The following is a 13,192-nucleotide window of genomic DNA, read 5'->3' on the forward strand; positions in this document are numbered from 1 at the left end:
GCGGAAGGCAACAGGAGCAGCATTCATGGACAAAAGTTTTTATGTAACGACGCCCATATATTACGTGAACGCGTCACCCCATATCGGGCATGCATATACGACCATTGTGGCCGACGTCATGGCCCGGTTCCACCGGCTTGCGGGGTATCAAACATATTTCCTGACGGGCACCGACGAGCACGGCGACAAGGTGGCCGAGGCGGCCCGGGAAGCGGGGGAAACGCCCCAGTCTTATACGGACCGCATCAGCGCCCTCTTCAGGGACCTCTGGCCGGAGCTACGGATCACCAACGATTTCTTCATCAGGACCACCGACGCGCAGCACATAGAGGTTGTGCGGTCGATCCTGCAGAAGGTCTATGACGCCGGCGATATCTATTTCGGTGAATACGAGGGCTTTTACTGTGTCGGCTGCGAGCGGTTCTACCGTGAATCGGAACTGGTCGACGGCAAGTGCCCCGACCACCTGACGGAGCCCGAGTACCGCCAGGAAAGCAATTACTTTTTCAGGATGAGCAAATACCAGGACTGGCTCATCGGTCATATCAGGGACAATCCCGATTTCATCAGGCCCGAGCGGTACCGGAACGAGGCCCTGGCCTTTCTCCGGGAGCCCCTCGAAGACCTGTGCATCTCGCGGCCCAAGACGCGGCTGACCTGGGGGATCACCCTTCCCTTCGATGAAAATTACGTTACCTATGTCTGGTTCGACGCGCTCATAAACTATCTCACCGGCGTGGGGTACCCCGACGGGGAAACCTACCGGACCTTCTGGCCCGCGGTACAGCACCTTATCGCGAAGGATATCCTGAAACCGCACGGCATTTACTGGCCCACCATGCTGAAGGCCGCCGGCGTTGAACCCTACCGGAATCTCGATGTTCACGGGTACTGGAACATCGAGCACGGGAAGATGTCAAAAAGTCATGGAACGGTGGTCAAACCCCTGGACCTCAAGGACAAATACGGTCTCGATCCTTTCCGGTACTACCTTATGCGGGACATGGTGTTCGGGCTGGATGCCGCTTTCAGCGAGGAAGGCATGGTGCAGCGGCTTAACTCGGACCTGGCCAACGACCTGGGCAACTTGGTGAGCCGGTCGCTCTCCATGGCCGACAAGTACTGTCAGGGAAAGGTCCCTGATGCGGGGCATGCCGAAGGCGGGGATACGGCCCTCATCGAGCGGGGCGAATCCCTTATCGACGAGGTGACCGGTTCCTTTTCGACCCTGCAGTTTCACAAGGCGCTGATATCGGTCTGGGATTTCATCAACATGACCAATAAATACATCGTGGAGCAGGAGCCGTGGCTGCTGGCCAAGGACGAATCCCGACGCGGGCGTCTCGAAGCCGTTATGTACAACATTCTCGAAGCCCTGCGGATCATCGCCGTGATCCTTTCTCCCTTCATGCCCGGGACCGCCGAGGAGATGCTGCGCCGTCTGGGCATATCAGAACAGCAGGATTTCTCCCATGTCAGGACCTGGGGTGGCCTCCGGGCGGGCAGCGAACTGGTCCGGGGTGAGTCCCTTTTCCCACGGGTCGTCTTTGAAAAGGCCGAAGAGGCCGCGGCGCCGAGGTTGACGGACGTGAAAAAAGAAGTAACCTTCAATGACTTCGAAAAACTGGACATCCGGGTCGCCGAGATCCTGGAGGCCGAGATGGTCCCCAAGTCGAACAAGCTCGTCAAAATGAAGATCAATGTGGGTGAGGAACGGATCATCGTTGCCGGCATGGGCAACGATTACACCCCCGGGGAACTGGTGGGGAAAAAGATCGCCGTCGTGGTCAACCTGAAACCCACAAAGCTCATGGGAGTTGAATCGCGGGGCATGCTCCTTGCCGCGGAGACCGACGACAACGGTTACACCCTCGTCACCTTCGACGGGGACGCGAAGGTAGGGGCAAAGGTCCAGTGACAGGACTCGTTATTCGCAAATCGTGATTCGTGATACGTAATTCGTTTTTGTAGTATGCCGATTTATCGGCGTTTTTGAAAAGCACCCGATGAATCGGGCAACTACAAAAAACAGATCACGGTTCACGAGTTTCCTTTCCCGGATCACGATGTTCGAATCCCGATTTACGAATCCCGAATCCCGAATCCCGTTTCCCGAATCGCACTCAGGCACTGCTTTTCCTAAATGTCATGTATCTTCTCGTAGGCCAGGTCGACCTTCACGTCACGGACACCCGGAACGGCCTTGACGGCGTTGACGAGTTTCTCCTCCGGTTCGAGGGGGTTGATGATCCCCGTGATGACGACGATTCCCTGTTCCGGTACGTCGACATGAATATCCCCGGGGTTGAGGGCGTTCTTCAGGATCGCTGTTTCCGCCTGTTTCTGCAAGGCCCGCCGCTCGATCTCATCCATCATGGTGATACTGCACACGCCGGCCTGTTCCGATTCGCGGGCCTCCATGATGATGTCGGCGCACCCTTCGATCCCCAGCTTGTCACGGTTGACGATCAGGTCGTACAGTGAAGGGTTTTCCCACTCCATGTGGAAGGCGTACTGCATGAAATGCCTGCGGTCCCGGTCGCTCTTCTGGATCAGCTTCTTTGCCGTTTCCTCACTGATGCCCTGTGTGGTCCGTAACAGCTCGATGCGTCCAGTCTCGGACGCGTAGACACGTACATGGAGGGCACAGCCGAAGTCCCTCAGAAGAAAGGGGGCTCCGTGCCCGAGGATGATGGCGTTATCCTTGCCGGATACGCGGTAGACAACGGCTTCCATGATATCCAGGTAGATCCGGGGTTTCGTGCTGACAAGCCGGTTGAGAAGACCGGGTGCCGTTTCATTGAGGCTTTGTAATTCCTCGGAGGAAATCCCCATCGCCACGGCCTCTTCCTGAAGCCGGCGGTCGTCATAAATGGTGAATCCGAGACGCTCCTGGATGATCCTCGCGATGGCATTTTCCCCGCAGCCGATTCCCGAGGTGATCGTTATCAGGGACATGACGTCCCTCCTTTCTCTCCCCCTCAGAGAGAAGCCGGTTTTTTCAGGGGGACATCCACGGGTTTCACGTATCTGTCGACGATATCCTCTGTGTTCAGGACGTTCAGCCTGTCGAACAGAAAGGAGAACTGCTTTTCCAACTCGGCGCACAGGGCGTTGAGGATGTCCGGAGGCAGCTCCCACAGGTCTTTCTTGAAGGGGCCGAAGCCTTTTTTCCTCGTTTTGTAAAGGAACTGCTCCTCCGTATCCTTCTCCTTTTTCTCGCCGGCCAGTTTCGTTCGGATGTGCCCGTAGATCCTGTCCTTCAGTTCCCCGGGAAAGTGGGTGCTGTCGTAGATGATATTCTGAAAACCGGTGGCCAGGTGTATCTCCGCTGTTCCCGTCCGGGGGAAATGGTGGAAAGCCTCGTTCGGCAGCGTCGAGGCTCCGTGCTGCACGGCTCCGGAGAGACCGAAGCCGACCCGCGCCGATTCGGAGATATCTTTCAGGGTGTCGAAATCGATCTTCACATCGGCGATGGAACCATCGGGGAGGGGCACGCCGCCGTGAGTGGTCCCCGTCTGAATGCTGATCTTGCTGATCCCCGCAAGCCCCGGTCCCTTCCCGCGCAACGTGTCGAGATAATTCTCCATGAAGATTTCGAATTCTTCGACCGTGGTGTTCTTGGTCCCCACTTCGCCGATCTCGCCGCCCACCGATATGGTGATCCCCTCCGGTTCGAGCTCCCTGATGAACGCCGTCATCTCGGCGGTTATCGAGTAGTTCCCTTCCTGCTGTTCCTTGATCGTCGGTTTCGACAGGTCAACGATGGTGGAGGCATCGATATCGATATTGTAGAACCCGCCCGCAATGGCCTCACGGATCAGGGCCTTCACGGCGTCGACTTCCGCCGCCGGATCAGCGGCGTACTTCTTCGCGTTTATCTGAAAATGGTCTCCCTGGAGAAAGAGCGGGCCCATGTATCCGGTCTTGATCGCCGCCGCCGTGATGGCTGCCGTGTACTCGGCGGGTCTCTGGTCCGTATAGCCGATCTCGGAACGGGCGATCTCGAAAATAACGGGCCCGACACGGTCCTTGAGGGCCGACCGGAAAACAGCCTGCGCGCAATGATAGGTAATGCCCCGGATATTGATGGCCGGGACGGTGAACCCCGATACTTCCTTTTTCCCCATGGCATTGTAGAGCGGCTGGATGGACTGGGACAGGATGCCCAGGGACGCGCCGGCGCGCCGGATCAACCACCGCGCCGCCTCCCTGACCGCTTCGTCGGGATTAAAAACACCGGTGTATATGAGGGCGTCGATACGGTCCGCCTTCAGTTTCTCTTCGTCAAGAACGGTAACCCTATCGCCGTCGATGTTCAGTACTCCCTCAATGCCCTTTTTCAGTTGTTTCATGTCACCGTAGATCATAACAATTCCCCATTTTTTTCTGCTCTATCACTCTGTCAGGAATTCCCGGGCCTTTTCTATCTCGAAGCGGCTTCCGATATAGACGGGACTTCTCTGGTTAAGATTTTCAGGTTTGATGGAAAGGATGTCCCGCATACCGTCCGTTGCCGCGCCGCCCGCCTGCTCCGCGAGAAACGCCATAGGCTGCAGTTCGTAGAGGAGCCGCAGCTTGCCGCGCTCGCTTCCTTTGAGCGCCGGATAGGTGAAGATACCCCCCTTCTTGATGATGATCTGGTTGATGTCGGGGACGAATCCGCCGCTGTACCGCAGCTTGTAGCCCTCTCCCTCGAGAAATTCCACGAACCGGGTATGCTGCGGGGTCCAGTCTTTCCGCAATCCCCCCAGGCTGTATATGGAACCCCGTTCCTTGAGCGTTATGTTCGCTTCTGAAAGGACATATTCGCCCTCGCGGTTCAGCACGAACTCATGGGTCCCTTTGCCGGCCGAATAGACCATGGTGATGAGGGGGCCGTAAGTGATGTAGAGGGCCGCCACCATGCTTTCCTTCCCCGGTTCCAGAAAGAAGCTCTTGTGGATCCCGATGATCGTGCCGATGGCGAGATTGGTGTCCACCAGCGAGGAACCGTCCAGGGGGTCCGCCGTCACACAGTATTTCTCGCTCCCATCGCCGATCCGAACGATGGAATCCAGCTCTTCCGAGGCATACTCCCTGACGAACCCGGAGTACCTCAGCTGGTTCTGCAGGATCTCGTCGGAGCTCCTGTCCAGTGCGAGCTGTTCTTCGCCGTAAATGTTCTTCAACCCGGCAAGCTTGCGGTTCGACTCATGTATCTTTGCCGATATGTACTTTCCCGTGACGGCGATCTGCCATATCAGTCTCCTCAGGTCCACTTCGACACCGGCCATCCACATGTGCCGCCTCAGGTCGATAAATTCCTTTGTCGCATCGGAAATGTTTCTCATGGTCACTTCCTTCGGTGTCCTGCCATGTTCGTTGTCATCGAAATTCCGCCTCCGCCGCTTTCCTCTCCCAAGTTCCGAAGATTATATAATTTATTGCATAATTGCAATATAAAGTCTATGATTCACCGTAAATACGAATAGATAGCAAAAGAGGGATCGGGGTGTAAGGCGTGTTGCTCAGATTCCATCCCTTTTGAAGCGGCCATTGAAGCGTTTTTGTCATACATCTGCAGTCAGTGGCAAAGGGGCAAAGCGACAGAGTGACAAAGTGAAAAGCCCCCCTTTGACAAAGTGCCGTTCCGAAAGCCCCCCTTTGATAAAGGGGGGTTGGGGGGATTTTACATATAAAAATCCCTCCCGGTATCCTTTTACAAAGGGAAGAGAAAAACCCTTGGACCCCATAAAACCGTTTCAATGGCCGCTTCAAAAGGGATGTGCGTCTGAGCAACATGACGTTAATACAGAAACCTGCTTCAAAGAGAGGATTTACTGTGGAAAAGCTGCGTGAGATGTCGAAAAGAAGGAAAAAGGCGCATGAGCAGTTGATCGCGCTCAGATCGAACGTATACGAATCGTTCCTTGCCATGGAAGAGGCCGCCTTTTCCGACGGCGCCCTGGTGAAGAAGCACAAGGAACTGATCGCCGTCGGCATTTCCGTCGTCATCAATTGTGAATCATGCATGCAGTGGCACATCGAACAGGCGGCCCAGGCCGGGGCCTCTCAACAGGAGGTCCTTGAAGCCGTGGAGGTGGGTATCGAAATGGGCGGCGGGCCCGCCACGGTTTCCACCCGGTTCGCCCTCGAGGTAATGGGGGATGTGTTCTCAAAATAAGGGGAACATACCGACTTTCCTTGTAAAATACCGGAGGCGGGGCCGTGGATGAACGAGTGACGCTGAGCCTGCTTGAGGCACTGGCGGAACAACTGGACATCCAGGTCCGGTACGACCGGCTTACGGGGGATGAGCCTCTTCCCGGCGGCGGTCTGTGCCGGGTAAAGGGCGCTTATGTGATAATCATCGACCGAAAGGCCACGACGGGGGAAAAAATTATGATACTCGCCGAAGCATTGCGACATTTCGACCTGGAAACCGTCTATGTCCGGCCGGCCCTGCGGGAGCTACTTGAGGCGATGCCGCCGTTATCAGACGTGAATCACATTCAACGGGAGGTACCCAAACGATGAAATACATATGCGGGAAGGAGGAAAAGAGATTCACAAGTCTGGCGTATCACAGCCTTCGATCGCTGGTGCTGCTGGCGCTTGTCGTTTCCCTCTTTTCCTGTGTGGCCCAGACGGACCTGATGATCGCGTCGTCGAAAGGTAACTATGATACCGTTCAAAGCCTGCTGGACCAGGGCGTCAATGTGAACAAAAGGAATATCGACGGCTGGACGGCCCTTTTCTTCGCTTCCTACAGCGGCCACACGGATATCGTCAAAGCCCTGCTGGACAGGGGTGCCGATGTCAATGTCGGCTCCACGACCGGCTACACGGCGCTCATGGCCGCGTCATACACGGGCCAGATTGAGACGGTCGAGCTGCTGATCGCCCGGGGCGCCGACGTGAACGCCATCGAGAGCAACAATAAAACAGCCCTGGATTATGCCGAGCAGGAAAACCGCGCCGAGGTCATGAACATCCTCATGAGGGCCGGTGCCCGGAAAGGGGCGGAACTGTTGAAATAAAGAAACGGTGGTTTACTAATTATCCGCTCCCATTTCGTTCCTCCTTTGCGTTGCTTTTTCCAGCGGATTCATTTAAGTTGAAAACACTCCTCAGGATCGAAACACGTGATCCCGTGTCAGGACGATCAGGAATAAGGGAGGCGATCCGTATGATCACAGAAAGGCACATCCGGCGAAGAACCACAGGGCGTCTTTTCCTTATTATCATAGCAGTTCTGATCCCGTTGCTTTCTGTCGGCTGTGAGGTGGGTGACAAAAAGGGTGCCGACCCAACCGACCAGTATGGCGCTTACGGCACCTATACCTATGTGCAGGACACGCTGACCCTGTATATTGAAGGGACCGAATATCCCTCCGACAGCCTGTTCCGGGCGAGTACGCGGGTCTTCACCGTCACGGATATCTCCGCCCAGTCGATGACCTGGCTTACAGAGGACGGCGGAGAGATCGTCTGGCCCCGGGAGTTCGGCGAGGCTGACGAGATCGTCGGCGGCTGGGGCGGCTCACAGGGAGCATCCTACGACGGGTATATCTACAATGCATACATCCATGATGACGCGACCTTCGTTGTGATCGGAACAAGGAGATAGCATCGTTTATTCAATGGTCCCGCCGTTTCAGGTGAAAATCCGTCACGTGTCGGCATCTGTCTTGTATTACAATCAAGGGTACGTTCTAGCTGTTTTTGGTGTTTTGCAAGACCTTTGTATATGGAACGAAAAATGGGTGGAGGTAATTATCATGTGCAGAAGAAAGAGAATATTCGGTATCGTTGTTGTCATGTTGCTTGTGGTATTTCTGTTGACCGGATGCAGCAACGTGAACAAGGAAAATTACGATAAACTGAAGATGGGCATGACCTATACAGAGGTGACCGACATACTTGGTGCCCCAGACAACTGCAGCGAGACGATGGGCGCAAAAAACTGCCTCTGGGGAGATGATGAGGTGAATATCAAGGTCAAGTTCGTTGTGGATAAGGTTGTCTGGATGTCAAATACCGGGCTTAAATAGGACTATCATGTTGATGGTAATAGGAACAGCAGGGTTCGTTATTCTTCAGGTGACGACATCCACGTGCATGAAGACCCGTTTTTCAGTATATTGATATGAAAAAAAAGGAGGTGGCGTCATGAGACAGTTCAGGACCGTAGCGGTATTGTGTGTTTTGCTGATGGTGATCGGGCTTTTCTGTGCCTGTGCGGGAAAAGAAATTGTCGAGGAACAGTTGCCCAAACCGGACTGGGTAGAGAAGGGAAGTGGCGCCTTTGAAGGTGATCGGGGCAAGGTATTCTATGGCGTTGGAAGCGCGTGGGGGATCAAGAGCCCCTCGCTTCAGAGAAGTACCGCCGACAACCGGGCCAGGACCGAAGTTGCCCGGGTATTCAAGATATATGTCGCCGCCCTCATGAAAGATTATCAGGCTTCGACCATGGCCGGTGATCCGAACGTGACCAGCGAGGAACAGCATGTTGAACAGACGATAAAGACCTTCACGAAGGCCGAGCTTGCCGGCGTGGAGATCGTTGATCACTGGAAGAACTATGAAACAGGGGAACTCTTCGCACTTGCCCGCATGGATCTGAGCGTATTTGAAGATTACCTCAAACGATCGGCGGATCTGAGCGATGCGGTTCGTGAAAGGGTGATCGAACATGCCGAAAAGGCTTTCAAAGATCTTGAGGCTGAAGAAGCAAAACATGAATAGAAGGCGGCTGATCAAACACTTCCCGTGACCGGATATGCTCCTTTATGCGTGTTGCCGTCATTGTCTTCCAGGCGGTTGATCTATGAGAAAGAATGGAAAAAACATATTTTACGGAAGTGCATATTCTCTGTGGGGAATATGTCTGAGTATAATGTTCGTCGTTCTCCTGGGCATGCCCGCACAGGTTCTTTCCTTTGGTGAAGATCTTGAGCAGGAATTTTTCAAAGGTGCCCGGAGCATGGAAGATGAATACGCGAAATTCGAGCGGGAAGCATTCGCGCAATTCAAGCGGGACGTGGAAGCCATGTGGGGAGATTTCGTGATCTCCACGAAAAAGGACTGGGTGGAATACTCGGAAGACCGCACAGGACGGAGCCGGGTCGATTTTGAAACCGGCGTTGTGGTCGTTGAAGTGATAGTCCCGAAAGCGGAGACGCTGAGTGAACCGGGAGTGGCGGAGGAGAAACTCGCCGAGGAGATCGAGCGGCTCGTGGTTGACCACGGCAAGAACAGGGATTACGAGGTGCCGCTGCCGCCCGAACCTGTGGTGATCGGGGAACCTGAAGAGAAAAAAGTAAATGCTCCCGAACCGCTCCTGCCGTCTCCCGTGCTTGAAGGACAGCTGGAAAACACGGCAGGGGAACCGGTTACTGAGGATAATAAAAAAGAGTTTGCCCAGGAGGTTATCCACACACAGCCGGTACACACAGAAACGCTTTCGACGGAGAAGGGTGATGTGGTGAAGGCAACGGTTCAATTCACACTGGTGCCGGAACATCTTCGCGTCCGTGCCGAGCAGTATCTGGGTTCTGTGAAGGATAATACGGACCGGCACGACCTTGCCGTACCCCTTGCCTTCGCGGTCATTCACACCGAGTCCTACTTCAATCCAAAAGCGACGAGCCCGGCGCCCGCCTATGGACTCATGCAGCTTGTTCCCACATCAGGAGGCCGTGACGCATACCGGTACGTGTACGGGAAAGACCGGGTCGTGACGGCCGATTACCTCTATGTTCCCGAAAACAATATCGAACTGGGATGCGCCTACCTCGGGTTTTTGAAGGACATCGTTTTCCGCAATGTTCAGGATCCTCAAAACACCATTTACTGCATTGTCGCGTCCTACAACACGGGGCCGGGCAATGTGAGCAGGGCCGTATGCGGCAGTAAACACGTGGCGAGCGCTGTGGAGAGAATCAATACAATGACGCCCGATGAGCTGTACGAACACCTGCGCATCAACTTGCCCTACCAGGAAACACGGGACTATCTCAAGAAGGTACGGGACCGGTCGAGTTTATACCAGGAGTGGCAATAACCGTCATGATGACACGTGTGGTGTAGACATGAGCAAGATCAAGAGATCTCAAAGAGTGGTATGTATGTCAGTTGTGTGCCTGTCAGTGCTGTTCGTTCTGTTCGGCTGTTCCTCGGCACCCCGGGTGGAGCGGCAGGACATTGATACGACCATTGACCTCAGCGGGCACTGGAACGATACGGATTCTCAAATGGTTTCGAAGGCGATGATAGAAGACTGCCTGCGACGGCCCTGGATCGAAGATTTCAAAGAAAATCACCAGGGAGAGACGCCGACGGTGATCGTCGGGCAGGTAGTGAACCGCAGCCATGAGCACATCAATATGCAGACCTTCGTGAAAGACCTGGAGCGGAACCTGATAAACTCGGGACGGGTCAGGTTTGTAGCCGCCGCCGGTGAGCGGGAGCAGGTCAGGGAGGAACGGCTTGACATGGCGACTCACGCGTCGGACGAGACGATGAAGACCGCCGGCAAGGAGATCGGCGCGGATTTCATGCTGATAGGCTCGATCAACACGATCAGGGATGCCGTCGATGGGAAAGCGGTTATGTATTACCAGACAAACCTGGAACTTGTAGATCTTGAAAACAACCTGAAAGTATGGATCGGCGAGCAGAAGATCAAAAAGCTGATCGAGCAGCCGAAATTCCGGTGGTGATGACGTTATCATGCGCAAGGATTCCTGATGAAGCGATTCCGACCGTTTGTTGTCTGTTCGGTGTGCCTTCTTTTCATATCCTGCGCGGCATCGTCTCAGTACCACATACAAGCGAATCAGTATATTCAGCAGGGTGATTATTCCCAGGCACTGGAAGTCATAGAACAGAGCAGGGATGATTTCGGCGAACGGGACCGGGTCATCTACTGCCTGGAAAAGGGGATCATCGAGCACTACGCGGGGCGCTACGATGAAAGCAACCGGTACCTCGCCCAGGCTGAGGAACTCATGGAGAAGCTCTACACGCAGTCGGTCTCCCAGCATGCGGCATCATTCCTCATTAACGATAACGTCATTTCCTATCAGGGTGAAGATTTCGAGAACGCCATGACCAATGTCTTCATGGCCCTGAACTATTCGTTTCTGGGCCGTTTTGAGGATGCGCTGGTCGAGGCGCGCAAAGTGGACAGCAAGCTTCACGTCATCAACAGCCGGTATGGTGAGAAAGAAAAAAACGTGTACCGCGATGATGCCTTTATCCGCTTCATCATGGGTGTTCTCTATGAAGCAGGGGGTGAGGTTAACGATGCCTATATCTCATTCAAGAAGGCGGCGGCGATATATCAGACCGATTACCGCTACAATTATGGCCTCAGCGTTCCGCCAGTGGTGGTGAGTAACCTGCTTTCCGCGGCCGAAGGACTGCACCTGCAGGAGGAAGCGAAGACGATCCGGTCGAACTATGGGGAAGCGCTGTCCGGGCAGACGGGATCTAAGGCCGGTGACGCCGATGTGTATGTCCTTCACTATAATGGAAGGGGCCCGGAGAAAACGGAACGGCGATGGATGATACCCATGCCCGACGGCTACATAATGCCGATCGCATACCCGGCTTTTGAAATGCAGTTTTACAGCATAAGGGATTCGAACGTTTCATTACGTGATATCAATGGTGGAAGAACCTATGAGTGTGCTACATGGCGGGCCGAGGATATTGAGAAAATAGCCATCGAGAATCTTGAGAACCGGCTGGGAAGGATCAAGGCAAAGGCCATTGCCCGGGCAACGGCAAAGTACCTGCTTGTAAAGGAAGCCTCAAAAGCGGCAAAGAAGGAATCGGGCACGCGGGGCGAACAGCTTGTCAAGACGATCGGGAACATCGGGGTACTGGTAACAGAGCGGGCCGATATACGCCACTGGAAACTGCTGCCCGCGGAGATACGGATCGGCCATGTCCAGGTACCTCCGGGAACCTATGAAGGTATCGTCACCTTTGTGGATTCGCGGGGGAATGTTGTCTTCGAGCATCACATCGAACGGTTCACGGTGAAGCCCTCTGAAACGCGGTTTCTTCCCTGTCGAACCGTTCAATAACAGGTTCTGTTGAAGCGGGTTATATCGAATATGAGAATACGGCAATTACAAACGTTCTGTCTGGTCTTCGTCCTCGTCATATCCGGGTGCGCCCATTTTCAAATATCTCCTGCAGAAAAAGCGGCGCTGCAGATAAAGGACTGGGAGCGGATGTACCCTGCTCAGTTGTATCTTACGGGCACCGGTGGCGGGGATGACCCTGAGACGGCTGAAGACAGGGCACGTGCCGAGATCGCGAAGATATTTTCCTCAAGGATCGACTGGAGCCATCAGATCTATGATTCGAGCACCAGTGGGGTCGATGTCAGCGAAATACTGAATGTTTCCACAAACATGGTCATGTCGGGAATCAGGATTGCCGAGAACTGGTATGATATCAACTATGCGCCGCCATACATGGCGCTTGCCGTCCTTGACCGTCAACAGTCGGCGGAGATCCTCTCGGCACGGATCACACAGATGGACCGCCGGATTAGCGGCTTTCTGGATATCGCGGGAAAGCAGGCCGCCCTCCTTCCGCGCATCCGCTATCTCCATGCCGTCCTCAGCGACTGGGCCCTGCGGCAGGTCTATGACCAGCAGCTGAGGATCGTGAACGCCTCCGGCCGGGGGATCGCGACGGACCTGGACAGTGCCGGCATAATAGAGCGTCTCGGCACGGCACTGGGAGAATATCTGATAGTCGTTACCGTTGACGGTGCGGGCAGTGATGAACTCGGCGGGATGATCAGAGAGGAACTGGCAAAGAAAGGGTTTTCGGTAACGGAAGATCCTGCCGCTGCCCATGCGGAGATCAGGGGAACCTGTGAGATCAGCCCCCTGCCGGCCACCGGCGTGGTTGACTGGAAATTTGTGCGGTGGCATGTCATGTTCATGATCATCGATCGCGACAGCGGTTCGATAATCGGAAGTGTCAGCGAAACAGGGAAGGAAGCGCATCTGACCACACCCATGGCCGAAAAGCGGGCACTTCTAGATATAGAAAAAAAGGCGGTGCCGAAGATCGCCGATCAACTGTCGGCCTTTGTGTTTCTTCCGGCTTCTGAATAAGAAAAGGGCCAGCATTCTGGTGCTGACCCTTTCATGTATTCATGGTGCCGAAGCCGGGACTT

General features: G+C 54.7%; 14 protein-coding genes. 11 read left to right on the forward strand and 3 right to left on the reverse strand.

Going from position 1 to position 13,192, the window contains the following annotated elements; genetic code table 11:
* Window positions 1–25 precede the first annotated feature (25 nt).
* Entirely contained in the window at window positions 26–1,918 is a 1,893-nt protein-coding gene (metG, locus tag JXO48_01475; GenBank protein ID MBN2282539.1) for a methionine--tRNA ligase, read from the forward strand.
* 221 nt (window positions 1,919–2,139) lie between these two features.
* Here the strand turns inward: metG and JXO48_01480 are convergent, their stop codons facing one another.
* From JXO48_01480 to JXO48_01490, 3 genes are read right to left on the reverse strand one after another with little or no spacing between them, the layout of a single operon-like run.
* A complete protein-coding gene (locus JXO48_01480; GenBank protein MBN2282540.1) occupies window positions 2,140–2,958 on the reverse strand; it encodes a cytidylate kinase family protein in 819 nt (272 codons plus the stop codon).
* Window positions 2,959–2,981: 23 nt separating this feature from the next.
* Window positions 2,982–4,370: a class II fructose-bisphosphate aldolase gene (locus JXO48_01485; protein ID MBN2282541.1), complete on the reverse strand. Its 1,389-nt coding sequence runs from the start codon at window positions 4,368–4,370 to the stop codon at window positions 2,982–2,984.
* 27 nt (window positions 4,371–4,397) lie between these two features.
* A complete protein-coding gene (locus JXO48_01490; protein MBN2282542.1) occupies window positions 4,398–5,333 on the reverse strand; it encodes a fructose-1,6-bisphosphatase in 936 nt (311 codons plus the stop codon).
* A 449-nt stretch (window positions 5,334–5,782) separates the two neighbouring features.
* On the opposite strand from JXO48_01490, the gene JXO48_01495 reads away from it, so the two are divergent.
* From JXO48_01495 to JXO48_01540, 10 genes are all read left to right on the forward strand, one after another.
* On the forward strand, window positions 5,783–6,166 hold the full coding sequence (locus tag JXO48_01495) for a carboxymuconolactone decarboxylase family protein (protein ID MBN2282543.1): 384 nt from the start codon (window positions 5,783–5,785) through the stop codon (window positions 6,164–6,166).
* Window positions 6,167–6,210: 44 nt separating this feature from the next.
* Entirely contained in the window at window positions 6,211–6,519 is a 309-nt protein-coding gene (locus JXO48_01500; protein MBN2282544.1) for a hypothetical protein, read from the forward strand.
* A complete protein-coding gene (locus tag JXO48_01505; GenBank protein MBN2282545.1) occupies window positions 6,516–7,022 on the forward strand; it encodes an ankyrin repeat domain-containing protein in 507 nt (168 codons plus the stop codon). The genes JXO48_01500 and JXO48_01505 overlap by 4 nt, the downstream gene beginning before the upstream one ends.
* 149 nt (window positions 7,023–7,171) lie before the next feature.
* Entirely contained in the window at window positions 7,172–7,612 is a 441-nt protein-coding gene (locus JXO48_01510) for a hypothetical protein (GenBank protein MBN2282546.1), read from the forward strand.
* 151 nt (window positions 7,613–7,763) lie between these two features.
* Complete coding sequence (locus JXO48_01515) at window positions 7,764–8,036, forward strand: DUF3862 domain-containing protein (protein ID MBN2282547.1); 273 nt, start codon at window positions 7,764–7,766, stop codon at window positions 8,034–8,036.
* A 118-nt stretch (window positions 8,037–8,154) separates the two neighbouring features.
* On the forward strand, window positions 8,155–8,730 hold the full coding sequence (locus JXO48_01520; protein MBN2282548.1) for an LPP20 family lipoprotein: 576 nt from the start codon (window positions 8,155–8,157) through the stop codon (window positions 8,728–8,730).
* 151 nt (window positions 8,731–8,881) lie between these two features.
* Window positions 8,882–10,048, forward strand: coding sequence for a DUF3393 domain-containing protein (locus tag JXO48_01525; protein ID MBN2282549.1), 1,167 nt, complete (start codon window positions 8,882–8,884; stop codon window positions 10,046–10,048).
* A gap of 28 nt (window positions 10,049–10,076) precedes the next feature.
* Complete coding sequence (locus JXO48_01530; GenBank protein ID MBN2282550.1) at window positions 10,077–10,706, forward strand: penicillin-binding protein activator LpoB; 630 nt, start codon at window positions 10,077–10,079, stop codon at window positions 10,704–10,706.
* A gap of 27 nt (window positions 10,707–10,733) precedes the next feature.
* Entirely contained in the window at window positions 10,734–12,080 is a 1,347-nt protein-coding gene (locus tag JXO48_01535) for a hypothetical protein (GenBank protein ID MBN2282551.1), read from the forward strand.
* A 30-nt stretch (window positions 12,081–12,110) separates the two neighbouring features.
* Complete coding sequence (locus JXO48_01540) at window positions 12,111–13,130, forward strand: hypothetical protein (GenBank protein MBN2282552.1); 1,020 nt, start codon at window positions 12,111–12,113, stop codon at window positions 13,128–13,130.
* The last annotated feature ends 62 nt before the right edge of the window (window positions 13,131–13,192 follow it).

The organism is Deltaproteobacteria bacterium (genome assembly GCA_016933965.1).
In the GTDB taxonomy this organism is placed as follows: domain Bacteria; phylum Desulfobacterota; class Syntrophia; order Syntrophales; family UBA2210; genus JAFGTS01.